Origin of the sequence: Mycobacterium sp. E2989, assembly GCF_001667595.1 — a bacterium.
In the GTDB taxonomy this organism is placed as follows: Bacteria; Actinomycetota; Actinomycetes; order Mycobacteriales; family Mycobacteriaceae; genus Mycobacterium.
The window spans coordinates 15,870-42,689 of the sequence record NZ_LZJX01000018.1 but is presented as its reverse complement, the minus strand read 5'-3'; the positions used below and the strand labels follow the sequence as shown (position 1 = coordinate 42,689).

The window sequence follows — 26,820 nt, the reverse complement described above, 5'->3', positions numbered from 1 at the left end:
TTCGAGTTAGCCACGGATGCCCTGCGCCTGGATAGCCGTGATGGCGATTGTGTTCACGATGTCTTCGACGAGCGCGCCCCGGGACAGGTCGTTCACCGGCTTGCGCAGGCCCTGCAGCACCGGTCCGATGGCGATCGCCCCGGCGCTGCGCTGCACCGCCTTGTAGGTGTTGTTGCCGGTGTTCAGGTCGGGGAAGACCAGCACCGTGGCGCGGCCGGCAACCGGCGAGTCCCGCAACTTGGTGGCCGCGACGGACGGCTCGATCGCGGCGTCGTATTGGATGGGGCCCTCGACCGGTAGCTGCGGCGCCCGGCGCCGAACCAATTCCGTTGCGGTCCTGACCTTCTCGACGTCCTCGCCGCTGCCCGATTCACCGGTGGAGTACGACAGCAACGCCACCCGCGGTTCGATGCCGAACTGCGCCGCGGTGCGCGCCGAAGAGATCGCGATGTCGGCCAGCTGCTCGGGTGTCGGATTGGGGATGATCGCGCAGTCGCCGTACGCCAGCACCCGATCGGGCAGGCACATCAGGAAGATGCTCGACACGGTGGAAACATCGGGCACGGTCTTGATCACCTCGAAGGCCGGCCGGACGGTGTGCGCCGTGGTGTGGGCGGCGCCGGACACCATGCCGTCGACCATGCAGTTGTGCACCATCATCGTGCCGAAATATGTTCCGTCGCGCATGATCTCGCGGGCGTGCTCGAGGGTGACGCCCTTGTCCTTGCGCAGGTCCGCGTACTGGTCGGCGAACTGGAGGCGTAGGTCGCTGGTGCGCGGGTCGATTACCTGCGCACCGTCGAGGTCCACCCCGAGTTCACCCGAGCGCTGCCGGATCTGGGCCTCGTCGCCCAGCACGGTGAGGTCGGCGACGCGGCGCTGCAGCACCCGGCCGGCCGACTTGAGGATGCGGTCGTCGTCGCCCTCGGGCAGGACGATGTGCTTGCGGTCCGACCGCGCCTGCAGCGTCAGCCGGTGGATGAACATCTGCGGCGTGGTCACGGTGGGTATCGGGATGGCAAGCCGCTCAAGCAGATCCGGGACGTCGACGTAGCGGTCCATCAACTCCAGCGCGGTGTCGATCTTGCGTTGCGAATTCGCCGTGACCCGGCCGCGGGCGGCGGCGGCCGCGGTGGCGGTGTCGTAGGTGCCCAGCGTGGTGGCGACGATGGGCAGGCGCAGCCGCAGCCCGGCGACCAGCGCCGCGATGGACGGATGCAGCCGAAAGCCCCCGTTGAGGACGATGCACGACAGCGACGGAAAACCCTCGGCGGCATGGGCGCTGGCCACCGCGAGCACCACGTCCGAGCGATCGCCCGGCGTGATGACCGCCATGCCGTCGCTCAGCCGTTCCAGCACGTGGTCGGCCGTCATCCCGGCGACCAAGACGCCGGTGACCTCGCGTTCCCGCAGCGACGCCTCGCCGCTGACCGGCGTTCCGCTGACCGCGGTTTCGAGTTCGGCCACCGTCGGGGCGGACAGCAGTGGCTCTTCGGGCAGCACGTAGCTGCGCTGGCTGAAGGCCTCCAGCGCCTCGGCGACGTCGGCCAGCCGCTCCGGTTCGCAGCGGTTGGCCACCACCGCCACGGTGTGGGCGCGCTGGACGGTCAGCTCGGCCAGGCACGCCTCGACGACGCCGGCCACCTGATCCGGCGTGCGGCCTCGGCCGCTGACCGTGAGCACCACCGGCGCACCGAGATTGACCGCGATCCGGGCATTGACCGAGAGCTCGGCGGGCCGGGCCACGTCGGTGTAGTCGCTGCCCACGATCACCACCGCGTCGCAGTCGTCGGCCATCGCGTGATAGGCGTCGACGATGGTCGCGATCGCCGCGTCGGTGTCGGCGTGCAGCTGCTGGTAGGTCACGCCGACGCACTGCTCGTAGGGCACGCCCGCGGTGGTGTGCCGCAGCAGCAGGTCCAGGATGTAGTCCCGGTCCTTGCCGTCGGTGACCCGCGTAATCGGCCGGAACACACCGACCTTCGCGACGGTCGCGGTCAGGCGGTGCAGCAGCCCCAGCGCGAGCGTCGATTTGCCGGTCTCCGGTTCCGGAGCGGCGATGTATATCGCTGAGGGTTCAGGCAAGTCGCCGCAGCCTGGGGGCCAGGTCCTTCTCGAAGAGCTCGAGGAAGCGGCGCTGGTCGTGGCCCGGTGCGTGGAACACCAGGTGGTTGAGGCCCCACTCGACGTATTGACCGACTTTCTCGACGGCCTCGTCGGGATCCGACGCGACGATCCAGCGCTTGGTGATCTGCTCGATCGGCAGCGCGTCGGCGGCCTTCTCCATCTCGATCGGGTCGTCGATGCTGTGCTTCTGCTCGGCGGTCAGCGACAGCGGCGCCCAGAACCGGGTGTTCTCCCGGGCCAGTTCGGGATCGGTGTCGTAGGAGATCTTGATCTCGATCATCCGGTCGATGTCATCCGCGTTCTTGCCCGCCGCCTCGGCGCCCTCGCGCATCGCGGGGATCAGCTTGTCCTTGTAGAGCTCTTCGCCCTTGCCGGAGGTGCAGATGAACCCGTCGCCGGCGCGCCCGGCGTATTTGGCCACCTGCGGTCCGCCCGCGGCGATGTAGATCGGGATGCCGCCCTCGGGCACGTCGTAGATCGAGGCGCCCTTGGTCTTGTAGTACTCGCCCTCGAAGTCGACGCGGTCGCCGAGCCACAATTCGCGCATCAGCCGGACCGACTCGCGCAGCCGCGCGTAGCGTTCCTTGAACTCGGGCCACTCGCCTTCGTATCCGGTGGCGATCTCGTTCAGCGCCTCGCCGGTGCCCACCCCGAGGAAGATGCGGTTCGGGTACAGGCAGCCCATGGTGGCGAAGGCCTGGGCGATGACGGCGGGGTTGTACCGGAAGGTCGGCGTGAGCACCGACGTGCCCAGCACGATCCGCTTGGTGCGTTCGCCGACGGCGGTCATCCAGGCCAGCGAGAAGGGGGCGTGCCCGCCCTTGTGCCGCCAGGGCTGGAAGTGGTCGCTGACGGTTGCGCTGTCCATGCCGTGACCTTCGGCGGCGACGGCGAGTTCGACGAGCTCGCGTGGTGCGAATTGTTCGGCGGATGCCTTGTATCCAAGTTTCAGTTCAGCCACGGGTTATTTCTACTCCTCCGCCGATGGTCGCGACCCGCCGCGCCCGGCTTCGCCGCGCTTGCGATCGCTCCTCCTACACTCGCGGGCATGGCGGAGCTAGTTCAGGTCACCGACACGGTGCACCTCGCCCAGGGCGACGCGGTCAACTGGACGCTGGTCACCGACGACACCGGCGTCATGTTGGTCGACGCCGGCTATCCCGGGGACCGCGACGACGTCCTGGGCTCGCTGTCCGAGCTGGGTTACGGCCCGGGCGATGTGCGCGCCATCGTGTTGACGCACGCCCACATCGACCACCTGGGCACCGCTATCTGGTTCGCGAGCGAGCACGGCATCCCCGTGTACTGCCACGCCGACGAGGTGGGCCACGCGAAACGCGAGTACCTGGAGCAGGTGTCGATCGTCGATGTGGCGCTTCGCATTTGGCGACCGCGGTGGGCCAGGTGGACGGCCCACGTGGTCCGCAGCGGCGGCCTGATCCGCGACGGCATCCCCACCGCCCAGCCCTTGACGGCCGAGGTGGCCGCCGGCCTGCCGGGCCAGCCGATGCCCGTCTTCAGCCCCGGGCACACCAACGGACACTGCTCGTATCTGATCGACGGCGTGCTGGTCAGCGGGGACGCGCTGATCACCGGCCATCCCCTGCTGCGCCACCGCGGACCGCAGCTGCTGCCGGCGATCTTCAGCTACAGCCAGCAGGACTGCATCCGCACCCTGTCCGCGCTCGCCCTGCTCGACACCGAGGTGCTGCTGCCGGGCCACGGCGACGTATGGCGGGGGCCGATCCGGGAGGCGACCGACGCGGCTCTGGCGCGGGCCGAACGCTGAAGCCCGGAATCCATTGCAGAACAATAACATTCACTGGCCTTCGGGAATCAGCCACTTCTCGAATGCGATCGGGACGAACGGGCCCCAGGACGGCAGCGGGTCGGCGGGCACCCGGGTGTACCCGGTCGCGTCGTACAGCGCCTCGGCCTCGGGTTGCCGGTTGCCGGTGATCAGATACAGCCGCCGGTACCCGCGCGCGGCGATCTCGGCCTCCAGCGCCGCCAGCAGGATCCGGGCATACCCGCGGCGCCGGTGCGCGCGGTCGGTCCAGATGCGTTTCAGCTCGGCGGTCTCGGCGTCGTAGCGCCGGAACGCGCCGCCCGTGACGGGCACGCCGTCGAGCACCCCGATCAGCAGCCCGCCGTCCGGCGCCGCCAGCTCCGCCTCCGGCACCGGCAGCCAGGACAGGTGCGTGCTCGGCGTGCCGCCGTAGCGCTGCGCGTACTCGTCGGCCAGCTCGACCAGCAGGGGCTGCGCCAGCGGGTCGTCGTGCGTGGCCGACACGAACCGAAGCTGGTTGGAACCCGCCATGATCGTCTAAACCCGTGTGGCGGTGAGGTATTCCGGGACGAACTCCGTCCCACCGCGCGCCGGCGCCGGCAGCCCCATCGCGCCCAGCAGGTCGCCGACCCCGCGCTGCACCACCGCCCAGCCGTTGGCGCCCAGGTACTCGGGGACGTAGTGGTACCGGCCCGGATGCGTCAGGCTGGCCAGGTCGATGTCCAGGCCGTGGCGGCGCCAGCCATCGACGAAGGACCGCTCCGCCTCCAGCAGCAGCGGGGTCCAGGTGGGCATGTGATCGGCGGCGAGCCGGCTGCCGGCGGCGCTCATCGCGGTGACGCCCTGCAGCACCCGGTCCTGCAGCGCGGGCGTCAGGTAGCCGATGAGCAACTGCTCGGCGACCCACACCGAGGGCGCGGTGGCGTCGAAGCCGACCCGCCGCAGCGCGGCCGGCCAATCCTGGTGCAGGTCGACCCCGACCCCGCGCCGGCTCGCGGCCAGTTCGGCGCCCTGGCCGCGCAGCACCTCGGCCTTGAAGTCCAGCACCTCGGGCCGGTCGACCTCGTAGAGCGTCGTCCCGGGCGGCCACCACAACCGGTACGGCCTGGTGTCCAGGCCGGACACCAACAGCACCACCTGCCGAAGGCCCCCCCTGACGGCATCGGCGACGAACTCGTCGACGAACCGGGTGTGCGCCGCGCAGAGGTCCAGGAACCGCGGGCCGCCCGCGTCCTCCGCGGCGAACCGGTCGTCGTCGATCACGCGGGCGAGCTGGTCCACCCCGGCCGCGCGCACCAACGGTTCGGCGAACGGATCGTTCAGCAACCCCCTGTTGGTGGCGACCGCCCGTGCGGCGGCGCCGAATGCCGCGGTCACCGCCACGCCCGCCGCCGTCGCCATGGTCAGACGCCGGACCGGCGCCGCACGCTCAGCCCGACGACCGCGCGCCAGCCGAGCAACAACAACGCGGTGACCGACGCCGCCACCACCACGAAACTGGCCGCGACGCCCGCGGAACTCAGCTTGCGCAACACCATGCCGACCACCACCGTGCACAGCCACACGACCACCCCGGTCGGCACCAGGGCGGTCGGGCGCCGCCAGGCGCGGGACGCCAGCCACCCGACGGCGGTCCCGGTGAGGAACGGCCACGCGGTGGTCGCCACGCCGGCGATGTCGAGTCCTTCGTCGTGGCTGCGGCGCCCGGCCGCGCAGAAGACCAGCACGCAGGCGACGTCCACGACGAGCCACAGAGGCCGTCGCATGCAGCGAGACTACCGGCCGGGTTTGCCGAGGGCCGGCTAGTGGCAGGCTGAAAGCCATGAGCACCAAAAAACCCCCCGCCTTCGACCGGTATGACCCCCTGGGCCTGGACGCCTCCCTGTCCAGCGACGAGCTCGCGGTGCGCGACACCGTCAGGGAGTTCTGCGCCGAACACGTGCTGCCCTACGTCGCGGAGTGGTTCGAGATCGGTGACCTGCCGGTGCGGGAACTGGCCAAGGGATTCGGCCAGCTCGGCCTGCTGGGCATGCACCTGGAGGGCTACGGGTGCGGCGGGGCCTCATCGGTGCATTACGGCCTGGCCTGTACCGAGCTCGAGGCCGCCGACTCCGGCATTCGGTCGATGGTCTCGGTGCAGGGGTCCCTGGCGATGTTCGCGATCTGGAATTTCGGGTCGGAGGAGCAGAAGCAGGAGTGGTTGCCCGGCATGGCCACCGGCGAACTGCTGGGGTGCTTCGGGCTGACCGAACCCGACGTGGGGTCCGACCCGGCCGCGATGAAGACCCGCGCCCGCCGCGACGGTTCGGACTGGGTGCTGAACGGCCGCAAACTGTGGATCACCAACGGCTCGGTCGCCGACGTCGCAATCGTGTGGGCTGCCACCGACGACGGCGTCCGCGGCTTCATCGTCCCCACCAAGACGCCGGGCTTCTCGGCCAACACCATCCACCACAAGCTGTCGCTGCGCGCCTCGATCACCAGCGAGCTGGTGCTCGACGACGTGCGGGTGCCCGAGTCCGCGATGCTGCCCGAGGCCAACGGGCTGCGGGGGCCGCTGTCGTGCCTGTCCGAGGCGCGCTACGGAATCATCTGGGGTTCGATGGGCGCGGCGCGCTCGGCCTGGCAGGCCGCGCTCGACTACGCCACGCAGCGCACCCAATTCGGGCGCCCGATCGCCGGATTCCAGCTGACGCAGGCGAAACTCGTCGACATGGCGGTCGAGCTGCACAAGGGTCAGCTGCTGTCGCTGCACCTCGGCCGCCTCAAGGACGGCGCCGGGCTGCGGCCCGAGCAGGTCAGCTTCGGCAAGCTGAACAACACCCGGGAGGCCATCAAGATTTGCCGCACCGCGCGAACCATCCTGGGCGGCAACGGGATATCGCTCGAATACCCGGTGATCCGGCACATGGTCAACCTGGAGTCGGTGCTCACCTACGAGGGCACGCCCGAGATGCACCAGCTGGTGCTCGGCCAGGCGTTCACCGGCAGCGACGCCTTCCGCTGACATGACCCGCGCGCACGTGCTGGAATGAGGGCATGAGACTCACCGCGCTCCGCCGGGTGCTGGCCGTGCTTGCGCTGGGCGCCGCCGCCGGTGTCGCACCGGCGGGCGCCGATCCCAGTTCCGCGCTGCCGGCGATGACGTCGAGCGGCGGCGGGCCGATCATCGGCGGCGGCAGCAACGCCGGGATCGCGCAGCAGCTGTTCAGCTTCGGCACCCCGAACGTGCAGGAGGTCGACGGCTCGGACGCGGCGCAATTCATCACGGCCGCGGCCGCGAGCGCCAATTCCCAACTGGCCGCGCCCTTCTCGCTGATGCGCCGCGCGCTGGCCTGCCAGACCAACAACGCCGGATTCGGGGCGCGCGCCTATCGGCGCGCCGACGGGCAATGGGGCGGCGCGATGGTGGTCGCGGCCAAGAGCGCGACGCCCAACGTCGACGCGCTGGCGGGCTGCGCGAAGACGAACTGGCGCAGGTCCACCGCCGGCGCGCAGAACTCGCTGTGCAACAGCGGTTGGAGCACCCCCAACACCTTCGAGAGCCGCCGCGGCGAGACCTACTACGTCTTGCTCGCCGGCACGGCCGACGATTTTTGCACCGCGCTGAACGGCAAATTCAAGGACAACTCCAACGGGTGGCCGTTCTAGCGGCGGCGCGGCGGGGTCGTACGGTGAGGGGATGAGCATGTCGCGGCATCGCGTCGTCATCATCGGAAGCGGATTCGGGGGCCTGAACGCGGCCAGGGCGCTCAAACGGGCGGACGTGGACGTCACCCTGATCTCGAGGACGACGACCCACCTGTTCCAGCCGTTGCTGTACCAGGTGGCCACCGGCATCCTGTCCGAGGGCGACATCGCCCCGACCACCCGGCTGATCCTGCGCAAGCAGAAGAACGTCCGCGTGCTGTGGGGCGACGTCAGCGATATCGACCTGACGGCGAAGACCGTCACGTCGCACCTGATGGGCATGCAGACGGTGACCCCATACGACAGCCTCATCGTGGCGGCCGGCGCGCAGCAGTCCTATTTCGGCAACGACGACTACGCCGCCTTCGCGCCCGGCATGAAGAGCGTCGACGACGCCCTCGAGCTGCGGGCGCGCATCCTCGGCGCGTTCGAGGCCGCCGAGGTCGCCACCGACCCGGCCGAGCGGCAGCGCCGCCTGACGTTCGTGGTGGTCGGCGCCGGGCCGACCGGGGTCGAGCTCGCCGGCGAGATCGTCCAGCTCGCCGAGCGCACGCTGGCGGGGGCGTTCCGGACCATCACGCCCAGCGAATGCCGGGTCATCCTGCTCGACGCGGCGCCCGCGGTGTTGCCGCCGATGGGTCCCAAGCTCGGCCTCAAGGCGCAACGCCGGCTGGAGAAGATGGACGTCGAGGTGCAGCTCAACGCGATGGTGACCACCGTCGACTACATGGGCATCACGATTAAGGAGAAGGACGGCGGCGAGCGGCGCATCGAGTGCGCCTGCAAGGTGTGGGCCGCCGGTGTGCAGGCCAGCGCGCTGGGCAAGATCATCGCCGAGCAGTCCGACGGGACCGAGACCGACCGCGCCGGACGGGTGGTCGTCGAGCCCGACCTCACGGTCAAGGGGCATCCGTACGTGTTCGTCGTCGGGGACCTGATGTCGGTGCCCGGCGTGCCCGGGATGGCCCAGGGCGCGATCCAGGGCGCCCACTACGCCGCCACGCTGATCAAACACGCGGTGAAGGGCACCGACGACCCCGCAAACCGCAAGCCGTTCAAATACCTGAACAAGGGCAGCATGGCCCTGGTCTCCCGGTACAGCGCCGTCGCGCAGGTGGGCAAGCTGGAGTTCGGCGGCTTCATCGCCTGGCTGGCCTGGTTGCTGCTGCACCTGTACTACCTGGTCGGCCACCGCAACCGCATCGCGGCGATGTTCTCCTGGGGGATTTCCTTCCTCGGCCGCACCCGCGGCCAGATGGCCATCACCAGCCAGATGATGTACGCCCGGCCGGTGGTGGACTGGGTCGAGCGGCAGGCGCAGGAGGGGACGCTGGCGGCGGCCGAGCGCATCGAGGCCGCCGAGAAGCAGGCCGGCTAGCTCTTCAACTAGCTCAAAGCCTGGTCGATATCGGCGATCAGGTCGTCGGTGCCCTCCAGGCCCACCGAAATCCGGACCACGCCGTCACCCAGCCCGATCGCCGCCCGGCCTTCGGGTCCCATCGCCCGGTGCGTCGTCGTCGCGGGATGCGTGACAAGGGATTTCGCGTCGCCCAGGTTGTTGGAGATGTCGATCAGCCGCAGCTTGTCCAGCACCTCGAAGGCCCGCCGCTTGGCCAAAGCGTCGGGGCAGTCGAGCGCGAAGGTGATCACTGTTCCGCCCCCGGACATCTGGCGCTTGGCCAGGTCGTATTGCGGGTGCGACGGCAGATACGGGTAGCGGACCCAGCTCACCGCCGGATGGGTTTCCAGGAATTCCGCGATGCGCTGCGCCGAGGAGTTGCTGTGCTCGACCCGAACGGCAAGCGTCTCAAGGCCTTTCACCAGCACCCAGGCGTTGAACGCGCTCATCGCCGGGCCGGTGTGCCGCATCAGCTTCTGCACCGGGCCGTCGATGTACTCCTTGTCGCCGAGGATGGCGCCGCCCAGCACCCGGCCCTGGCCGTCGATGTGTTTGGTGCCCGAGTACACCACCACGTCCACGCCGAGCGGGATGCCCTGCTGCAGCAGCGGTGTGGCAAAGACGTTGTCCAACACCACCTTTGCGCCCGCGGCGTGCGCCAGCTCGACCACCGCGGCGATATCCACCAGCGACTGCATCGGGTTGGACGGCGTCTCGAAGAACACTGCGGCGGTGGGCTTCGACAGCGCCTCCTCCCACTGCGCCAGGTCGTCGCCGTCGACGAAGACGGTCTCGATGCCCCAGCGCGGCAGGATCTCGTTGCACACCACAAAACACGACCCGAACAGGCTGCGCGCCGCGACCAGTCGGTCGCCGGCGGCCAGCAGCGCGCCCAGCGACGTGAACACGGCCGCCATGCCGCTCGCGGTGGCGAACGCCGCGGGCGCACCCTCGATCAGGCGCAGCCGCTCCTCGAACATGGTCACGGTGGGGTTGCCGTAGCGGGAGTACACGAAGTGGTCCACTTCGCCGGTGAACGACTGCTCCGCGACCGCCGCCGACGGATAGACGTAGCCGGACGTTAGGAACATCGCCTCGGCGGTCTCTTCGAAGCCGGAGCGCAGCAGGCCTCCCCGCACGCCGATGGTGGCCTGGCTGACGCCGTCGGGCAGGGCCTTGGGCGCGCGCACAGACTCCCCCGACGGGTCGGTCATAGCGGCTTCCAGGGCAATCCGACGGCGCGCCAACCCGATTCACCCCGAAGCCCCTGGCTGTTCGGGTGGCCTTCGAACCCGTCCAGCACGTTGTATGCCGGGGTGATGCCGGCGCGGGTGGCGGCCTCGGCGGCGCCGATGGAGCGGTTGCCCGAGCGACACAGGAAGACCACCGGCCGCTCGGCCTCGGCGCCCGGCGGGACGTGGTCGCGCAGTTCGTCGGCGAAGTTCGCGTTGTGCCTGCCGTCGGAGGTGTTCCACTCAATGAACACCGCCTCGCGGCCCAGGCTGGACAGGTCGGGCACGCCGACGTGCCGCCACTCGGCGTCGGTGCGCACGTCGACCAGCACGGCGTTCGGGTTGTCGCTGAGCAGTTCCCAGGCCTGCTCTGGCGTGATGTCTCCGGCGTAGGAGCCTGCGCGCTCTGTGCTCATGACCTCGGATGGTAGCGAGGTTATAACCGCGCCTCTCGCGTGACCGAGCTGTGTGGGCCCTGGTGCCGTACCGCCAGGCGGTCCGCGACCTCCCGCGCGCGGTCCCGCGCCGCTGCCACGTCCGGCGCCGTCGCCAGCGCCTGGAAACCCCGCCCGGCCAGGCGAAGGTCGGTTTCCGGCACGCCGGCCAGCGCCCCGGCCAGCGCGGCGGGCGGCGCGTCGGCGCGCTCCACCCGGTGGGCCGCGCCAGGCGAAATCATGATGGTGTCAACCGGCAGCCCCAGGACGGTGCGGGCCTGCAGTTCGAACGCCGACAGCCGCTGGCTGGGCACCGTGGCCCAGGCGGTGTCGGCGGGGCGGGGCGTGACGTCGACGAAGTACACCTCGTCCCCGTTGATCATCAGCTCGACGGCGAAGACACCCCGCCCGCCGAGCGCCTTGACGATCCGCGCGGCGATCGACTTGGCCGCGTCCACGGCCGCCGGGCTCATCCGCTGCGGTTGCCAGGACTCGCGCACGTCGGCGCCCTCGCCGTGGCCGATGGGCGAGCAGAAGTCGATCACCGGCCCGTGCGGCCCGTCGCTGCGCACGGCCAGCAGGGTGACGTAGAACTCGACCTCCACCACGGTCTCGGCCAGCACCCGGTGCTGCTCCCCGCTGCCCCCCGTCGCGCGCTGCCAGGCCGCCGCGATGTCGTCGGGTCCGGACGCCACCGACCGGCCGCGCCCGTCGGCCGTGAGCACCGGCTGCACCAGCAGCGGGTAGCCGGCGTGCGCGCCCACCGCCTCGAGCTCGGCGGCCGAGCCGACGAACCAGAACGGCGCGGTGGGCAGGCCCAACTCGTCGGCGGCCAGCCGGCGCAGGCCCTCGCGGTCGGCGGTGAGCCGCACGGCGCGGGCGCCGGGCACCAGCTGCGCGCCCTCGACGCCCTCGAGGGCCTGGGTCGCGATCGCGTCGGTGGTGGTGACCACGAAATCCGGCTGCAGTCCCCGGATCGCCTGCGTCAGCTGGTCGGCGTCGGTCAGCGGAACCACCAGCGACTGCTCGGCCACCGCGTGCGCGGGGGCGCCGCCGCGCTCGTCGACGGCGATCACCCGCGCGCCGAGGCGGCCCAGGGCGATCGCCAGTTCGCGGGCTAGCTCACCGGAACCCAGCAACGCCACGCGCGGCCGGACGTCGGCGTCGCCCGCCGGCGGTTGCGGCGGGACGGTGAGCGCGGTCGTCTTGTCGTCTGGTCCTTCGGTCACGCCGTCAGTCACCGCACCAGGATAGGTGCGCCGCGCGTCAGGGCTGGCCGGGAAGCAGCCGCACCATCAGCCCGTTGCCCTCGGCCAGCACGGTCGCGTCGCCGTCAACGAGTTCGGCGGCCACGAACGCCTTGCGGCCCTCGGTGCTGGTGACTCGGCCGCGTATCGACAGCGGCGTGTCGATCGGGGTGACCTTGCGGTAGTCGACGTGCAGGAAGGCCGTCCGGCTGATCGGGCGCCCCGCGGCGTGCGAGACCATGCCGAACACGTGGTCGAACAGCAGCGGCAGCACCCCGCCGTGCACGGCGTGATTCCCGCCGACGTGGAATCGGCTGAAGTAACCGGTCATCTCGACGCCGTCCGGCGCGTACTTGGTCAGCGTCCAGGGCGGCAGCAGCAGGCTGCCCATGCCGGGCAGGTCGGGCGTCCGCCCGGCCGGGGCCTTGCCCTCGTCGGCCTGAAACGGCCCCAGCAGCGCCACCAGCGCCGCCGCCCGGTCGGCGGCTTGGTCCCACAGGTCGTCACCGGGGTCGGCGGACACCGCGAGGTCCTGCAGTTGGCGCATGGCCGCGACGAACCGGCCGAACCCCGGGCCCGGGCTGGCCGGGCCGTATTCGGGGAAGCCGCCGTGGTGGTCGTATTCGGGGTCGAGTTCTTTCGGGTCGGGCTCGGCCGCCGGCTGGGTCACGGGCGGGCCGCCAGCACGTCGCGGCGCACGATCGTCTGTTCCCGTCCCGGCCCGACGCCGATGCACGAAACATGCGCTCCGGCAAGCTCTTCCAGCCGCAACACGTAGTCACGCGCCTTGGCGGGGAGGTCGTCGAACTCCCGCGCGTCGGAGATGTCCTCCCACCAGCCGGGCAACTCCTCGTAGACCGGTTCGGCGCGGTGCAGGTCGGCCTGCGTCATCGGCATGTCGTTGGTGCGTTCGCCGTTGATGCGGTAGCCGACGCAGATCGGCACGGTTTCCAGACTGGAGAGCACGTCGAGCTTGGTCAGGAAGAAGTCGGTGATGCCGTTGACCCGGGTGGCGTAGCGGGCGATGACGGCGTCGAACCAGCCGCAGCGGCGCCGCCGCCCGGTGGTGACACCGAACTCGCCGCCGGTCTTGGAGAGGTATTCGCCGTTGGAGTCGAACAGCTCGGTGGGGAACGGCCCGGAGCCCACCCGGGTGGTGTAGGCCTTCAGGATGCCCAGCACGGTGGTGATGCGGGTGGGGCCGATGCCGGACCCGACGGCGGCGCCGCCCGCGGTCGGATTCGACGACGTGACATAGGGATACGTGCCGTGGTCGACGTCGAGCAGGGTGCCCTGGGAGCCCTCCAGCAACACCGTCTCGCCGGTCTCCAGCGCCGCGTTGAGCAGCCGCCGGGTGTCGCGGATGCGGTGGCGGAACCCCTCCGCCTGCGCGAGCAGCGAGTCGACGACCTGGTGCGGGTCCAGCGCCTTGCGGTTGTAGATCTTCACCAGGATCTGGTTTTTCAGCTCCAGCGCCGCCTCGATCTTGTGGGTCAGCTGCTCGGGGTCGAGCACGTCGGCGACGCGGATGCCCTGCCGGGCGATCTTGTCCTGGTAGCAGGGCCCGATGCCGCGCCCGGTGGTGCCGATCTTCTTGTTGCCCATGTAGCGCTCGGTGACCTTGTCGATGGCCACGTGGTAGGGCAACAGCAGGTGCGCGTCCGCGGAGATCAGCAGCTTGGTGGTGTCCACGCCCCGGTCTTCGAGGCCTTTGAGCTCGTCGAGCAGCACCCCGGGGTCGACCACGACGCCGTTGCCGATGACGTTGGTGACGCCGGGGGTCAACACCCCGGACGGGATGAGGTGCAGCGCGAAGTTCTCGCCGGTCGGTAGGACGACGGTGTGTCCGGCGTTGTTGCCGCCCTGGTAGCGCACCACCCACTGCACGCGCCCGCCGAGCAGGTCGGTGGCTTTACCTTTGCCCTCGTCGCCCCACTGGGCGCCGATGAGGACGATTGCCGGCATGACTTGCTCCCGCCTGCTTACTGTGGCTCTACTGGCAAGGCGCCGTTCACGTGGCGATCCTAAACGTCGGGCGGCAACGGACCTGTGCCAAGGCCCGGTTGAATCCCGGCTCGTGTCGCGAACGGCCCCGCTTCACGACGTCGCGGCCGGTTTGGCCGCGCACACACCGCCCCGGGCCGGTGCGTCCAACATCAGGCACAGGGGGTTCGCGTCACGAGCGGGCCTCTTGGCCGCCCAACCCGGCCACACGGGTTTCCCGTTCCAACTGACCAGCCTCCAGCCGTCGTGCGGATTGCCCTGGATCTCGACAATGCCGGTGTTCGGCAGCGGATCGAAGAGCAAGAGCAGCGGATCGGGATTCTTGACGGTCATCATCGTCCCGACGCCGATGGTGAACTCGCTGGAGAACGCCACCTCGGTGATCTTGCCGCCCGTGGACCGAACCGGGTTGGCCATGGCATTGGCGTACATCGTCTGCAAAGTGTCGGTGAAGCCGGCCGCGTTGCCGTACATCGTTTGCAGCGCGCCGTTGAAGCGGTTGGCGAATTCGAATCCGTTGGCGTCGGTGGAGCCCGGGACCAGCATCGGCACGATGCGCAGCCCCAGCAGCCACGCGACGGGGCCCAGCAGGTACACCAACCCCGCGAGGCTGAACTGGGGCTGGCCGTTGAAAGCGCCGGCGTCGATCTCGTTGAGCCCGGGCAATGCCTGCACGTTCATGCCCAGCATGGCCGCCAGTGGGGCCGCGGTCTGCTGCGTCCTGATCAACTGCGACGCGTAGATCCCGGCCACCGGGCCCTGCGCGGCGATCACGGTGGCGATGTCCCTCGCCTGTTGCTGGCCGAGCGCGGTGAGCGCCGTTCCGGGCACCGACGTGTCGATCACGCCGGCCGCGTTGGACTCCGACTGGCCGTGCCGCACCAAGTCGATCACGATCGATTCGTCGGCCCAGGCGGTCGCCGGCCCGACGCACAGCAGGGCAGCCGAAAGCGCAACGGCGCCAAGGGTGAGTCGGCGAATGGCAGTTCTCCGTTCTCTTGGCCACCCATTCGTTGACCCCGTGGCAGGAGTAAAGTATCCGGTTGACATCAGGCGATGACGCAGCAACTTTCGCAGTCCGGAATCATGTTGTGACTGTGTCGTGATGACGAGATCGTCCGCCGCTCAGCCGGTCTGGCCGTCCTGTGGTCGAGAGGCATTGGAAGACAAAGGCATTGGTGAGGCAAGAAGATCGTGCTGTCGCGGTGTTGCTGTTCGGCGATCGCCGGGTGCCGGGGCCGCTGGCCGGTCTGCCGGTACACACGACCGACATCGACGCCGCGATCGGACCGTATCGGCGGCTGGTGGTGCTCGGCGCCGACGCCGACCTGGCCGCGGTGCTGACCCGGCTGCTGCGCGCCGGCCGGCTCGACATCGAGATGGCCTACGCGCCGCGCCGGCGCACCCGCGCCACGCGGACCTACCGCCTGCCCGCCGGACGGCGGGCGGCGCGGCGTGCGCTGCGGGGCTCGGCGCGGCGGGTGCCGCTGGTGCGCGACGAGACCGGGTCGGTGGTCGTCGGGCGGGCGTCCTGGCTGCCCGCCGAGGGGCGGCTGCTGCGCGGGGAGGCCGTCGTCGACGACGCGGTGCTGTTCGACGGCGACGCGGCCGCCGTCGACATCGAGCCGACGGTTGACGTGCCGGGCCTGCGCGCGCGCGTCGGCCGGCGCCGCTGGGTAGCCGGCCGCGCGGTCCAGCTGGGCAGCACCGGGGTCACCGTGGTGCGCGACGGCGTGTCCGCGCCGCGTCCCGCGCGCCGCTCGACGTTCTACCGCCACGTCGAGGGCTGGCTGGCGGTCCGGTAGGTCGCGGGGCTAGGCGCCGTCGCCCTGCTGCTTGGACGCCAGGTGCTTGACCATTTGGCAAAGGTTGACGACGGCGGCGCTCAGCTTGTGGATGGTGGCGTCCCGGTCCGCCACGCACGTCTGCCAGTCGCCGAACTCCTCAGGGGGCCTCTGGTTGTCCGCGTTGAGATGGATCTTCTGCTCGATCTGGTCGCACAGATCCGCCAGGGTCAGTTGTCCCGGCGCATCGACGTCGGAGAACCATTTATCAGTCATGCCTAATCGGTACCCTCCCGCGCCGCGAATTCACAGGGGGCCGGGCTGCCGGTCGACGTCGCACCGCCACGTCGAGGCCGGCCGACGGTCCGATAGTTTCGACCGGTGATCCCGCCCGCCCGGCACGAATCGGTGCGACCCAGCCCCATCTTCCTGGCCCTGCTGGCCGTGACGGCGATCGGCGGCGTGCTCGCCTGGCTGGCCGGTTCGACCGTGCGGCCGCTGGCGTATGCCGGGGTGTTCACCTTCGTGATCGCGGGCTGGCTGGTGTCGCTGTGCCTGCACGAATTCGGTCACGCGGTGACCGCCTGGCGGTTCGGCGACCACGACGCCGCGGTCCGCGGGTACCTGACGCTGGATCCGCGGCGCTACAGCCATCCGGCGCTTTCGCTGCTGCTGCCGATGGTGATCATCGCGCTGGGCGGGATCGGCCTGCCTGGCGCCGCCGTGTACCTACGAACCTGGTTCATGACGCCGAAGCGTCGCACGCTGGTCAGCCTCGCGGGCCCGGCGGCGAACCTGGTGTTGGCGGTGCTGCTGCTGGCGCTGACGCGACTGCTCTACGAGCCCGACCACGCGGTGCTGTGGGCGGGCGTGGCGTTCCTGGGATTTCTGCAGCTGACGGCGGTGGTGCTGAACCTGCTGCCGATCCCGGGCCTGGACGGCTACGACGCCCTCGAACCGCACCTGAGTCCCGAGACGCAGCGGGCCGTGGCCCCCGCCAAGCAGTGGGGCTTCTTCATCCTGCTGCTGTTGCTGTGGCCGGCCAGCGCCTGGTTCTTTCAGGTGGTGCTGTGGCTGTTCGATTTCTCCGGGGTGCCCGGCTGGCTGGTGTCCGCGGGCAACGTGCTGACCCGATTCTGGAGCCGCTGGCTCTGACGCTTGCCATATATGCGTAAATCCGCATATATTGCTGGCCATGGGCGCCGGCCACAACCACACCCCCGCCGAGACCGACGCGTCTCGGCTGATTCCCCGGATGATCATCGCCGCCTCGATCCTGGCGGCGTTCTTCGTCGTGGAGTTGACTACCTCGCTGCTGATCAACTCGATCGCGCTGCTGGCCGACGCGGGCCACATGCTGACCGACGTGGTCGCCGTCTTCATGGGGCTGGCCGCGGTGACGCTGGCCCGCCGGGGCAGCGCGTCACCGTCGCGCACGTACGGGTGGCACCGGGCCGAGGTGTTCACCGCGGTGGCCAACGCCGGACTGCTGCTCGGGGTGTCCCTGTTCATCCTGTGGGAGGCGATCCAGCGGCTGCGGGAAACCCCGACGGTCCCGGGCGTGCCGATGATCGTGGTCGCGCTGGCCGGGCTGCTCGCCAACCTGGTGGTCGCGCTGCTGCTGCGGTCCCACTCGGCGCAGAGCCTGGCGGTCAAGGGCGCCTACATGGAGGTGGTCGCCGACAGCGTCGGCAGCCTCGGCGTGCTGATCGCCGGGGTGGTCACCGTGACCACGCGCTGGCCGTACGCCGACGTGGTGGTCGCGGTGCTGGTCGCGCTCTGGGTGCTGCCGCGGGCGATCTCGCTGGCCCGCGACGCGTTGCGGATCCTGTCCGAGGCGTCACCGACCCACATCGACGTGGAGGAGCTGCGCTCGGCGCTGGGCGCCGTCGACGGCGTGACCGAGGTGCACGACCTGCACGTCTGGACGCTGTCGCCGGGCAAGGACATGTGCACCGCGCACCTGCGCAGCTCCGGCGACTCCGCCCGGGTGCTGCAGGAGGCCCGTTCCGTGCTGTCGGCCCGCGGGCTGGAGCACGCCACGGTCCAGATCGAGTCGCCGGGCGACGCGGGGTGCTCGGAAAGCTTCTAGAGCCCCAGCGCCGGCCGCGCGGCCGGGTCGCAATCGTCAAGCAGATCCAGGCAACGCAGGAACTCGTCGGTTTCGCCGATCGTGTCGGCGGCGCGCGCCAGGGCCGCCACACACCGCAGAAACCCGCGGTTGGGCTCGTGCGAATAAGGCACCGGGCCGAAGCCCTTCCACCCGTTTCGCCGGAGCTGATCCAGGCCGCGGTGATAGCCGGTGCGGGCGTACGCGTAGGCCGTGATGGCCTGGTCGTCGGCCAGCGCCTGCTCGGCCAGCGCCGCCCACGCCACCGACGCCGACGGGTGCGCCGCGGCGACGATCCCGGGCTTCTCGCCGGCGAGCAGCTCGGCCTCGGCGTCGGGATCGCCCGGCAGCAGGGTCGGGTCGGGTCCGAGAAGGTCTCGCGTCATGACTCCCATCCTCCCAGCCGCGTCGTTTTGCCGGGACGCCGGACCTCAACCATCGCCCCATCGAGGGGGGCGGGTCGCTAAGCTCTCCAACTAGCCCACCCGATAGCGGAGGACAGCAGCACTCATGCCCCATCCACCCGAGCCCGACCGCGGCGGCGCGCCGAACCCGCCCGGGCACGAATGGGCCGCGCCGTCAAGCGAAGACGCGACCGAGGGCGTCCCGCTGGTGCCGAGCGACGCCGAGACCGAGACCGTGGTGATCAAGCCCGAGCCCGGCGCTGCCCCGGCGGATGCCGGCGAGGACTACGACGCCCAGCAGCGCGAGCGCCGCTTCACCGCGCCCGGTTTCGACGCGAAAGAGACCGCGGTGATCGCCACCACCCCCGAGCCCGCCACCGAGGTCTTCGCTTCACCGCCGGAGGGCATCCCCGCCCAGCCCGAAGTGACCTCGAAAGCCGCTGTGCCGCAATCGATTCCGCCTCGGCTCGGGGGAAAGCTGCGCACCTCCCGGCAGTTCAACTGGGGCTGGGTGCTGGCGCTGGTGGTGATCGTGCTGGCGCTGGCCGCGATCGCGATCCTGGGCACGGTGCTGCTCACCCGCGGCAAGCACACCAAGGTGTCGCAGGAAGACCAGGTCCGCACCACCATCCAAAGCTTCGACACCGCGATCCAGAAGGGCGACCTGACGACGCTGCGCACCATCACCTGCGGCACCACCCGCGACGGGTACGCCGACTACGACGAACGCTCGTGGGACGAGACCTACCGACGGGTGTCGGCAGCCAGGCAGTATCCGGTGATCGCCAGCATCGACCAGGTGGTGGTCAACGGCCAGCACGCCGAGGCCAACGTGACGACGTTCATGGCCTACGACCCGCAGGTGCGTTCGACCCGAAGCCTGGACCTGCAGTACCGCGACGACCAGTGGAAGATCTGCCAGTCCCCCAGCGGTTAGACGCCCACGGACTTGCCGGCGCAGTGCAGGTCCTCGCAGGCCTCGACCACGCGCTCGCTCATCGACGCCTCGCCCTTCTTCAGGTAGCTGCGCGGGTCGTAGACCTTCTTGGCGCCCACCTCGCCGTCCACCTTCAGCACGCCGTCGTAGTTGGCGAACATGTGGCCGGCGATCGGGCGGGTGAACGCGTACTGGGTGTCGGTGTCGACGTTCATCTTCACCACCCCGTAGCGCAGTGATTCCTCGATCTCGGACTTCAGCGAGCCCGAGCCGCCGTGGAAGACGAAGTCGAACGGCTTGGCATCCTCGGGCAGCCCCAGCTTGGCCGCCGCGACCTTCTGGCCCTGGGCCAGGATGTCGGGGCGCAGCTTGACGTTGCCCGGCTTGTAGACGCCGTGCACGTTGCCGAACGTCGCGGCCAGCAGGTACTTGCCGTGCTCGCCGTGGCCCAGCGCGTCGATGGTCTTCTCGAAGTCCTCCGGCGTCGTATACAGCTTGTCGTTGATCTCGTGGGCGACGCCGTCCTCTTCCCCGCCCACGACACCGATCTCGATCTCCAGGACGATCTTGGCGGCCGCGGCCGCCTTGAGCAGTTCCTGCGCGATCACCAGGTTTTCGGCGATCGGCACGGCGGAGCCGTCCCACATGTGGGACTGGAACAAGGGATGGCCGCCGGCGCTCACCCGCTCCGCGGAGATCGCCAGCAGCGGGCGGACGTAGCTGTCCAGCTTGTCCTTGGGGCAGTGGTCGGTGTGCAGCGCGACGTTGACCGGGTACCGGTCGGCGATCACCCGGGTGAACTCGGCGAGCGCCACCGCGCCGGTCACCATGTCCTTGATCCCCAGGCCCGACGCGAACTCCGCGCCGCCGGTGGAGAACTGGATGATGCCGTCGCTACCGGCGTCGGCGAAACCCTTGATGGCGGCGTTGACCGTCTCCGACGACGTGCAGTTGATGGCGGGGAAGGCGTACGCGTTCTGTTTGGCGCGGCCCAGCATCTCGGCGTACACCTCGGGCGTGGCGATGGGCATGAGCTCCTCCTGGCGGCTGGGCCCATCCAGTATCGCAACAACGGTATGTTGAAGCATCGTGAGCACCACCGTGACGGCCCTGCCCCACATCTTCGACCCGATGTACTGGTTGGGCGCCGACGGCGTTTTCGGCTCCGCGGTGCTGCCCGGCATCCTGATCATCGTCTTCATCGAGACCGGCCTGCTGTTTCCGCTGCTGCCCGGCGAATCGCTGTTGTTCACCGGCGGGCTGCTGGCCGCAGGTGCGAACCCACCGGCCAGCATCTGGGTGCTGGCCCCCGCCGTCGCCCTGGTGGCGATCCTGGGCGATCAGACCGGGTATTTCATCGGCCGGCGGATCGGCCCGGCGCTGTTCAAGAAGGAAGACTCCCGGTTTTTCAAGAAGCACTACGTGACCGAGTCGCACGCGTTCTTCGAGAAATACGGTCCGTGGGCGATCATCCTCGCGCGGTTCGCGCCGTTCGTGCGGACGTTCGTCCCGCCGGTCGCCGGGGTGTCATACATGCGCTACCCGGTGTTCCTGGGCTTCGACATCGTCGGCGGCATCCTGTGGGGCGGCGGCGTGACGCTGGCGGGCTACTTCCTGGGCAACGTGCCGTTCGTGCACCACAACCTGCAGAAGATCCTGCTGGCCATCCTGGTCGTCTCCCTGACGCCGGCGTGCATCGCGGCCTGGCGCAGTTACCGGGGCCGCCGGCGCGCGGGGGCCGAGCCGGACTCAGGACACCCGACTTCTGCGGTACGCAACGAAAGCGTCTAGCAGCTCGGGGCGGTCGATCGAACTCTGCTGCACCGCCTCGCCGGGTGCGGCGCCCAGCAGGATCCGCTTGATCGGGATCTCCAGCCGCTTACCGGTCAGCGTGCGCGGTATCCCCGGAACCGCCAGGATGTCGTCGGGCACGTGGCGCGGCGAGGCGTGCTGACGGATGGCCGCCACGATCCGCGACCGCAGCGCCTCGTCCAGCTCGGCGCCGTCCGCCAGGGTCACGAACAGCGGCATCCAGTAGCCGCCGTCGTCCTGCTCGACCCCGACCACCAGGCAGTCGCCCACCTCGGGCATGCCCTCCACCGCGGTGTAGATCTCGGCGCTGCCCATCCGCACGCCCATGCGGTTCAGCGTGGCGTCCGAACGACCATGCACCACAACGGATTCCCGCTCGGTGATGGTGATCCAGTCACCGTGACACCACACCCCCGGGTACTTGTCGAAATAGGCGGCGCGGTAGCGACTGCCGTCGTCGTCGTTCCAGAAGAACACCGGCATCGACGGCATGGGCTCGGTGATCACCAGTTCGCCCTCCTCGCCGACGACCGGCTGGTTGGGTCCGGCCCAGGATTCGATGGCCGCGCCCAGGCAGATGCAGGACAACTCGCCGGCCACCACCGGCAGGATCGCGCAGCCGCCGATGAAGGCGGTGCAGACGTCGGTGCCCCCGCTCATCGAGATCACCGGCACCGATCGGCCGAGTCCCTCTTGGACCCAACGGAATCCGGAAGCCGGCAGCGGTGAACCGGTGGAACCCACGGCGCGCAGCCCATCCAGGGCATAGGTCGCCCCGGGCTTCAATTCCTTTTTGGCGCAGGCCAACAGGTAGCCCGCCCCGGCGCCGAGCACGTTGACTTGCGCCTCGGCGGCGACCCGCCACAACCCGTCGGTGCTCAAATGCGTTGGGCTGCCGTCGTATAGGACGATGGTGGTGTCCACCAGCAGGCCGGACAGCAACAGGTTCCACATCATCCAGCTGGTCGACGAGTACCACAGGAACCGCTCACCGGCGCGCAGGTCCAGTTGCAGGCCAAGGTATTTCAGGTGCTCGATCACCGTGCCGCCGTGCCCGTGCACGATGCCCTTGGGCTTACCGGTGGTGCCCGAGGAGAACATCACCCACAGCGGGTGGGCGAACGGGACCGGTGTGATCTCCAGCGGGGCATCCGCGGCGAGGGCCGTCGCCCATCCGACGGTGTCGCCCTCGGCCGCGAGCCCGAGCCGGGGCACCACCACCGCGGCCCGCAGGCTGGGCATCGCGCGCCGGATCGTGTCCAGCTCCGCGCGCCGGTCGATGCGCTTGCCGTCGTACACCGACCCGTCGGTGGCCACCAGCACGGCCGGCTCCACCTGGCCGAGCCGGGCGATCACGCCGTCGACCGAAACGTCCTGGTTGCACACCGCCCAGATGGCGCCGACGCTGGCGGCGGCCAGGGCGGCGACGGCCGCCTCGCCGACATTGGGCAGATACCCGACGACGGCGTCCCCGGGCCCCACCCCCAGGCCGCGCAGGTACGCCGCGAAGGCGCCGGTCTCCCGGCGCAGCCGTTCCCACGACCACTCGCATGCGCCGTCCTCGCCGACGACGATCATGGCGGGGCGCTCGTCGGTGGCGTGCCGGAAGATCTCGGTGGCGTAGTTGAGCGTGGCGCCGGGGAACCACTGGGCGCCGGGCATGGAACGCCCCCCCAGGACCGCGGTTGGGGGGCTGTCCGCCTGGATGTCGAAGAACTTCCAGACGGCGTCCCAGAACCATTCGATGTCCTCGACGGACTTGCGCCGCAGCGCGTGGTAGTCGTCGAAGTGGCCGCGGCCGGTCTCGCCCAGCCACGCGATGAAGCGGGTGAGGTTCGCTTCGGCCAGCGTCGCCTCGTCGGGAATCCAGCCGCCGGGCTCGGTCATGTCGCGCTCCCTGCCGTCACGGCGGTGACGTTACAGGCGGCCTCCATCAGCATCCACCCGGATAGCTGCACGGACAGGTCCCGTTCGGCCACCTCGGAACTGTTCACCGCGCCCGCGACGAATTGCGCCTGGCCGCCCTCCGCGCCCGGCACCTGGGCGTCGCGATCCCAGAACGGGCCGAACAGCGGCACCCCGTCCACCGTTTGCCGGTAGTCCCACGCCGACTTCGCGCTCGCCAGCACAACCCGGCGGGCCGTGTCGCGGGCCGCGGCGTCGTCGGCCGAATCGCCGGGCAGGGCGGTCGCGACCAGGGCGAGGTAGCGCGCGGTGATGCCGGAGAACAGGCCGCCGTCCCCGCCGCCGGCGCCGGCCAGCACGCCGGTCGGGGCCATGTGCTCGGCGACCGCCGCGACCAGCCGGTGCACCCGCGGCGCGTGCCGGTCGTCATGGGTGCGCGCCGCGAGTTCCGTTTCCAGGCCGAGCACCACTCCCTGGCAGTAGGAGTACTGCGCCCGGACCAGGGACCCGGCCTTGATGCCGTCGAAAACCAGGTGCGTCTCCGGGTCGATCAGGGTCTCGTCGATCCAGTCCGCCATCTGCTGGGCGCGCCGCATCCGATCGCCGTAGCGCGCCAGGAAGATCCCCGCCGGTCCGTTGGCCGGGGCGTTGAAGAACTGGTCCTGCTTGCGCCACGGGATGCCGCCGCCGTCCTCGGGCACCCACGCCTCGAGAAATTGATCCGCCAGCTTCGGCAGCGCGCGATGCCGCTCCACGCCGGCTATCCGCGCGGCGCGTTCCAGCGCCAGCGCCAGCCAGGCCATGTCGTCGTAATAGCTGTTGGTCCAGCGAAAGTTGTTGCGCAACCGGTGCGAGCGGACCTGCCGGTTGATCCTGGTGTGCCGGTCGGGCTGCGGGTCGCGCAGCTGCGCGTCGACGAGGCAGTCCAGCAGGTGCGCCTGCCACCAGTAGTGCCAGGTGCCGAACATCCGGTCCCGCCGCGTCGACGGCCACGCCACCACGCCCAGCTGCGTTCCGGGCAACCCCCATAGGCGTTTGAGGTGCCGTTGCGTGACGGCGGCTTCGGAGCTGGCCGCGCGGTTGACCCACAGCTGATCCATACCCCCAGATCCTGCCTCATACTGATATATGCGCTACCGGCAAACCATTTCGGGAACCACGCACTCCTTCTCCGGCCTGGTCGACGTGATGGCGAAGGCGACGCCGTTGCGCTCGGGCGACCAGCTGGCGGGGTGTGCCGCCGACTCCGACGCGCAGCGGGCCGCGGCCGCGTGGGTGCTGGCCGACATCCCACTCGCGACGTTCCTCACCGAGGCGGTCGTGCCGTACGAGACCGACGAGGTCACCCGGCTCATCATCGACACCCACGACCCCGACGCGTTCGGCCCGATCGCGGGCCTGACCGTGGGGGATTTTCGCGACTGGCTGCTGGATGCCGCGTCCCGCGACGACGGCGCGCAGCGCATCGCCGCCGTCTCGCCGGGGCTGACACCGGAAATGGTTGCGGCCGTGTCGAAGATCATGCGCAACCAGGACCTGATTTCGGTGGCCGCCACGACAAGCGCCACCGCGGCCTTGCGGACCACGATCGGGCTGCCGGGCACGCTCGCCACCCGGCTGCAACCGAACCACCCCACCGACGACCCGCGCGGGATCGCCGCGGCGCTGCTCGACGGGCTGCTGATGGGTTGCGGGGACGCGGTGATCGGCATCAACCCCGCGACCGACTCGCCGCACGCGGCGTCCGAGCTGCTGCGCCTGCTCGACGACATTCGGCAGCGGTTCGCGATTCCCGTCCAGTCGTGCGTGCTGTGCCACGTCACCACCACGATGGAGCTGATCGGGCGCGGCGCCCCCGTCGATGTGGTGTTCCAGTCGATCGCCGGAACCGAGGGCGCCAACGCATCTTTCGGCACCTCGATCGCGATGCTGCGGGAGGCCAACGAGGCCGCCCGGTCGCTGAACCGCGGGACCGTCGGAGACAACGTCATGTACTTGGAGACCGGGCAGGGTGCGGCGCTGTCGGCCGGAGCCCACCTCGGCGTGGGGAACAGGCCGGTCGATCAGCAGACGCTGGAGGCGCGAGCCTACGCGGTGGCCAGGGCGCTGCAGCCGCTGCTGATCGACACCGTGGTCGGATTCATCGGGCCGGAGTACCTCTATGACGGCAAGCAGATCATCCGCGCCGGGCTCGAAGACAACTTCTGCGGGAAGCTGCTCGGCCTGCCGATGGGCGTCGACGTCTGCTACACCAACCACGCCGAGGCCGACCAGGACGACATGGACACGCTGCTCACCCTGCTGGGGGTGGCGGGCACCGCGTTCGTCATCACCGTTCCCGGTGCCGACGACATCATGCTCGGCTACCAGAGCCTCTCGTTTCATGACGCCCTGTATGTGCGAAAGGCGTTGGGGCTGCGGCCCGCTCCCGAATTCGAGGCGTGGCTGGCCGGCCTGGGCATGGCCGACGCCGACGGCCGGATCCTGCCCGTCGACCTGGCGACGTCGCCGCTGCGCGCGCTGGCGGCCGGCCGATGACCGACCTGTGGGCACCACTGCGGGCGACCACGCAGGCACGCATCGGGCTCGGGCGGGCGGGCGACTCGCTACCGACCCGGCGCGTCCTGGAATTTCAGGCCGCGCACGCCGCGGCGCGTGATGCCGTGCACGATCCCCTCGACGTCGACGGCCTCGTCCAGCGGCTGGGTGAGGTCGGCATCGAGGCACCGCTGCGAGTGTGCAGCCGGGCCGGCTCGCGCGGCGAATATCTGCGCCGGCCCGACCTCGGCCGAAGCCCGGCCGACCTGTCGAGTCTGCCAAACACCAAGGCCGACATCGGTTTTGTGCTCGCGGATGGCCTCTCGCCGCGCGCGCTGACCGACCACGCCGCGGGCATGGTCGACGCGTTGGTCCGCGCATTCGACGGCCGGTACCGAATCGCCCCGGTGGTCGTCGCGACCCAGGCGCGCGTCGCGCTCGGCGACCATATCGGTCAAACCCTTGGCGTCACAACGGTTCTCGTGCTCATCGGTGAACGTCCGGGGCTGTCGGTAGCCGACAGCCTGGGCATCTACCTGACGCATCGGCCGGCGCCCGGACGCACCGACGCCGATCGCAACTGCGTCTCCAACATCCATCCACCCGACGGCCTGGACTATGCGACGGCCGCGGCGGTCACCGCCGCGCTGGTCGCCGGCGCCCGCGAACTCGGCCGCTCGGGGGTCGCCCTCAAGGACACGACGCGGGCGGCGATCGGCGGTGCTAGCCCCGCCGGCCCAGCACCCAGCCCAGCAGCAGCGCGGCGAGCACGGCCAGCAGCACCGGGGCGTACTTCTTGAGCTGGTCGCCCCCGGCGAGGTCCAGCAGATCGATGGGCTCGGGCTCGGCGGCGTGACGCGGCTCCGGGGGGCGACCGATCTGCGCGGGGCCCTCCGGGGTCGCCGGCGCGGCCACCGCTTCGGCGGCCAGCTTGGCCTCGAGCGACTCGACGAACTGGCCCAGCAGCTTCTCCGACACCTGCTGCAGCATGCTACTGCCGAACTGGGCCAGCTTGCCGGCGATCTTCAGGTCGGTGTCCACGGTGACGCCGGTCTTCTCGCCGTCGGGCTGCAGCACGGCGGTGACCGTCGCGGCCGCGTTGCCGGTGCCGCGCGTCTCCTTGCCCTTGGCGTCGATGACCGCCCGGTACTGCCCGCGATCGTGCTCGACGAAGCGGACCTTGCCGCTGAATTCGCTGGTGACCGGCCCGACCTTGACCTTGACCTTGCCGAGGTAGTCCTCCCCCTCGTGGCCGGTGAGCGAAGCGCCGGGCATCAGCGGGATCACCTGCTCCAGGTCGCTCAGCACGTCCCACGCCTGGTCGATGGGTGCGCTGACGGTGAACTGGTTGGCGATCTTCATGCCCCGGGTCCTCTCGCGTGTGAAGCGGCGTCGAGCACCAGCCTAC

At 70.2% G+C, this 26,820-nt stretch carries 28 protein-coding genes; 11 read left to right on the top strand and 17 right to left on the bottom strand.

Annotated elements, in window-relative coordinates; all coding sequences use genetic code 11:
• Positions 1-6: 6 nt before the first annotated feature.
• Complete coding sequence (pta, locus tag A5680_RS04260; protein ID WP_067816515.1) at positions 7-2,085, bottom strand: phosphate acetyltransferase; 2,079 nt, start codon at positions 2,083-2,085, stop codon at positions 7-9.
• The gene (gene fgd / locus A5680_RS04255; RefSeq protein ID WP_067816512.1) at positions 2,078-3,088 is read right to left on the bottom strand and encodes a glucose-6-phosphate dehydrogenase (coenzyme-F420); all 1,011 of its coding nucleotides are present in this window, start codon (positions 3,086-3,088) and stop codon (positions 2,078-2,080) included. Before fgd ends, pta begins: the two co-directional genes overlap by 8 nt.
• 87 nt (positions 3,089-3,175) lie before the next feature.
• Between fgd and A5680_RS04250 the strand changes: the two genes are divergently transcribed.
• Positions 3,176-3,916: an MBL fold metallo-hydrolase gene (locus A5680_RS04250; RefSeq protein WP_055403822.1), complete on the top strand. Its 741-nt coding sequence runs from the start codon at positions 3,176-3,178 to the stop codon at positions 3,914-3,916.
• 30 nt (positions 3,917-3,946) lie between these two features.
• On the opposite strand, the gene A5680_RS04245 is transcribed toward A5680_RS04250, so the two are convergent.
• From A5680_RS04245 to A5680_RS04235, 3 genes are read right to left on the bottom strand one after another with little or no spacing between them, the layout of a single operon-like run.
• On the bottom strand, positions 3,947-4,447 hold the full coding sequence (locus A5680_RS04245; protein WP_067816509.1) for a GNAT family N-acetyltransferase: 501 nt from the start codon (positions 4,445-4,447) through the stop codon (positions 3,947-3,949).
• Between the two features lie 6 nt (positions 4,448-4,453).
• On the bottom strand, positions 4,454-5,317 hold the full coding sequence (locus A5680_RS04240; protein WP_067816506.1) for an SAM-dependent methyltransferase: 864 nt from the start codon (positions 5,315-5,317) through the stop codon (positions 4,454-4,456).
• Between the two features lie 2 nt (positions 5,318-5,319).
• Positions 5,320-5,682 (bottom strand): DUF3054 domain-containing protein, encoded by a 363-nt coding sequence (locus tag A5680_RS04235; protein ID WP_067816502.1) that lies wholly within the window; start codon positions 5,680-5,682, stop codon positions 5,320-5,322.
• Between the two features lie 56 nt (positions 5,683-5,738).
• Between A5680_RS04235 and A5680_RS04230 the strand changes: the two genes are divergently transcribed.
• The 3 genes from A5680_RS04230 to A5680_RS04220 are packed head-to-tail and all read left to right on the top strand — an operon-like array spanning position 5,739 to position 8,984.
• Complete coding sequence (locus A5680_RS04230) at positions 5,739-6,923, top strand: acyl-CoA dehydrogenase (protein WP_067816499.1); 1,185 nt, start codon at positions 5,739-5,741, stop codon at positions 6,921-6,923.
• Positions 6,924-6,955: 32 nt separating this feature from the next.
• Positions 6,956-7,567 carry a hypothetical protein gene (locus tag A5680_RS04225; protein ID WP_067816497.1) on the top strand — a complete coding sequence of 204 codons (612 nt, stop codon included), beginning with the start codon at positions 6,956-6,958 and terminating at the stop codon, positions 7,565-7,567.
• A 37-nt stretch (positions 7,568-7,604) separates the two neighbouring features.
• On the top strand, positions 7,605-8,984 hold the full coding sequence (locus tag A5680_RS04220) for an NAD(P)/FAD-dependent oxidoreductase (RefSeq protein WP_055403844.1): 1,380 nt from the start codon (positions 7,605-7,607) through the stop codon (positions 8,982-8,984).
• A gap of 8 nt (positions 8,985-8,992) precedes the next feature.
• On the opposite strand, the gene A5680_RS04215 is transcribed toward A5680_RS04220, so the two are convergent.
• The 6 genes from A5680_RS04215 to A5680_RS04190 all read right to left on the bottom strand — a co-directional run bounded on the left by A5680_RS04215 (position 8,993) and on the right by A5680_RS04190 (position 14,903).
• Entirely contained in the window at positions 8,993-10,219 is a 1,227-nt protein-coding gene (locus tag A5680_RS04215) for an O-succinylhomoserine sulfhydrylase (RefSeq protein ID WP_067816495.1), read from the bottom strand.
• Complete coding sequence (locus A5680_RS04210; RefSeq protein ID WP_067816492.1) at positions 10,216-10,653, bottom strand: rhodanese-like domain-containing protein; 438 nt, start codon at positions 10,651-10,653, stop codon at positions 10,216-10,218. Before A5680_RS04210 ends, A5680_RS04215 begins: the two co-directional genes overlap by 4 nt.
• 20 nt (positions 10,654-10,673) lie before the next feature.
• Positions 10,674-11,912, bottom strand: coding sequence for a formate-dependent phosphoribosylglycinamide formyltransferase (gene purT / locus A5680_RS04205; RefSeq protein WP_067816489.1), 1,239 nt, complete (start codon positions 11,910-11,912; stop codon positions 10,674-10,676).
• Between the two features lie 25 nt (positions 11,913-11,937).
• A complete protein-coding gene (locus A5680_RS04200) occupies positions 11,938-12,588 on the bottom strand; it encodes a PaaI family thioesterase (protein ID WP_055405470.1) in 651 nt (216 codons plus the stop codon).
• Positions 12,585-13,883 carry an adenylosuccinate synthase gene (locus A5680_RS04195; protein ID WP_067816486.1) on the bottom strand — a complete coding sequence of 433 codons (1,299 nt, stop codon included), beginning with the start codon at positions 13,881-13,883 and terminating at the stop codon, positions 12,585-12,587. The genes A5680_RS04200 and A5680_RS04195 overlap by 4 nt, the downstream gene beginning before the upstream one ends.
• Positions 13,884-14,015: 132 nt before the next feature.
• The gene (locus A5680_RS04190) at positions 14,016-14,903 is read right to left on the bottom strand and encodes a histidine phosphatase family protein (RefSeq protein ID WP_067816678.1); all 888 of its coding nucleotides are present in this window, start codon (positions 14,901-14,903) and stop codon (positions 14,016-14,018) included.
• Positions 14,904-15,100: 197 nt separating this feature from the next.
• Between A5680_RS04190 and A5680_RS04185 the strand changes: the two genes are divergently transcribed.
• On the top strand, positions 15,101-15,727 hold the full coding sequence (locus A5680_RS04185; RefSeq protein WP_055405476.1) for a hypothetical protein: 627 nt from the start codon (positions 15,101-15,103) through the stop codon (positions 15,725-15,727).
• Between the two features lie 9 nt (positions 15,728-15,736).
• Here the strand turns inward: A5680_RS04185 and A5680_RS04180 are convergent, their stop codons facing one another.
• Entirely contained in the window at positions 15,737-15,982 is a 246-nt protein-coding gene (locus tag A5680_RS04180; protein WP_067816484.1) for a hypothetical protein, read from the bottom strand.
• A 105-nt stretch (positions 15,983-16,087) separates the two neighbouring features.
• Between A5680_RS04180 and A5680_RS04175 the strand changes: the two genes are divergently transcribed.
• Both A5680_RS04175 and A5680_RS04170 read left to right on the top strand, forming a co-directional pair.
• The gene (locus A5680_RS04175) at positions 16,088-16,861 is read left to right on the top strand and encodes a site-2 protease family protein (RefSeq protein ID WP_055405473.1); all 774 of its coding nucleotides are present in this window, start codon (positions 16,088-16,090) and stop codon (positions 16,859-16,861) included.
• A gap of 40 nt (positions 16,862-16,901) precedes the next feature.
• Positions 16,902-17,798 (top strand): cation diffusion facilitator family transporter, encoded by an 897-nt coding sequence (locus tag A5680_RS04170; RefSeq protein ID WP_067816480.1) that lies wholly within the window; start codon positions 16,902-16,904, stop codon positions 17,796-17,798.
• On the opposite strand, the gene A5680_RS04165 is transcribed toward A5680_RS04170, so the two are convergent.
• Entirely contained in the window at positions 17,795-18,202 is a 408-nt protein-coding gene (locus tag A5680_RS04165; RefSeq protein ID WP_055405598.1) for a DUF3151 domain-containing protein, read from the bottom strand. The two genes, A5680_RS04170 and A5680_RS04165, sit on opposite strands and share 4 nt — an antisense overlap.
• 124 nt (positions 18,203-18,326) lie before the next feature.
• Here A5680_RS04165 and A5680_RS04160 point away from each other — a divergent pair, with 124 nt between their 5' ends.
• Complete coding sequence (locus A5680_RS04160; protein ID WP_055405597.1) at positions 18,327-19,157, top strand: hypothetical protein; 831 nt, start codon at positions 18,327-18,329, stop codon at positions 19,155-19,157.
• Here A5680_RS04160 and fbaA read toward each other — a convergent pair.
• Positions 19,154-20,188: a class II fructose-bisphosphate aldolase gene (gene fbaA / locus A5680_RS04155; protein WP_055405599.1), complete on the bottom strand. Its 1,035-nt coding sequence runs from the start codon at positions 20,186-20,188 to the stop codon at positions 19,154-19,156. The genes A5680_RS04160 and fbaA overlap by 4 nt on opposite strands.
• A gap of 58 nt (positions 20,189-20,246) precedes the next feature.
• Here fbaA and A5680_RS04150 point away from each other — a divergent pair, with 58 nt between their 5' ends.
• Complete coding sequence (locus tag A5680_RS04150; RefSeq protein WP_055405596.1) at positions 20,247-20,948, top strand: DedA family protein; 702 nt, start codon at positions 20,247-20,249, stop codon at positions 20,946-20,948.
• Here A5680_RS04150 and A5680_RS04145 read toward each other — a convergent pair.
• Both A5680_RS04145 and A5680_RS04140 read right to left on the bottom strand, forming a co-directional pair.
• Positions 20,907-22,856 (bottom strand): acetoacetate--CoA ligase, encoded by a 1,950-nt coding sequence (locus tag A5680_RS04145; protein WP_067816479.1) that lies wholly within the window; start codon positions 22,854-22,856, stop codon positions 20,907-20,909. The genes A5680_RS04150 and A5680_RS04145 overlap by 42 nt on opposite strands.
• Entirely contained in the window at positions 22,853-23,974 is a 1,122-nt protein-coding gene (locus A5680_RS04140; RefSeq protein WP_055405159.1) for a glycoside hydrolase family 76 protein, read from the bottom strand. Before A5680_RS04140 ends, A5680_RS04145 begins: the two co-directional genes overlap by 4 nt.
• Positions 23,975-24,002: 28 nt before the next feature.
• On the opposite strand from A5680_RS04140, the gene A5680_RS04135 reads away from it, so the two are divergent.
• On the top strand, positions 24,003-25,412 hold the full coding sequence (locus A5680_RS04135) for an ethanolamine ammonia-lyase subunit EutB (RefSeq protein ID WP_055405160.1): 1,410 nt from the start codon (positions 24,003-24,005) through the stop codon (positions 25,410-25,412).
• On the top strand, positions 25,409-26,212 hold the full coding sequence (gene eutC / locus A5680_RS04130; protein ID WP_055405161.1) for an ethanolamine ammonia-lyase subunit EutC: 804 nt from the start codon (positions 25,409-25,411) through the stop codon (positions 26,210-26,212). The genes A5680_RS04135 and eutC overlap by 4 nt, the downstream gene beginning before the upstream one ends.
• On the opposite strand, the gene A5680_RS04125 is transcribed toward eutC, so the two are convergent.
• A complete protein-coding gene (locus A5680_RS04125) occupies positions 26,136-26,774 on the bottom strand; it encodes an SRPBCC family protein (RefSeq protein ID WP_067816476.1) in 639 nt (212 codons plus the stop codon). The two genes, eutC and A5680_RS04125, sit on opposite strands and share 77 nt — an antisense overlap.
• Positions 26,775-26,820 lie beyond the last annotated feature (46 nt).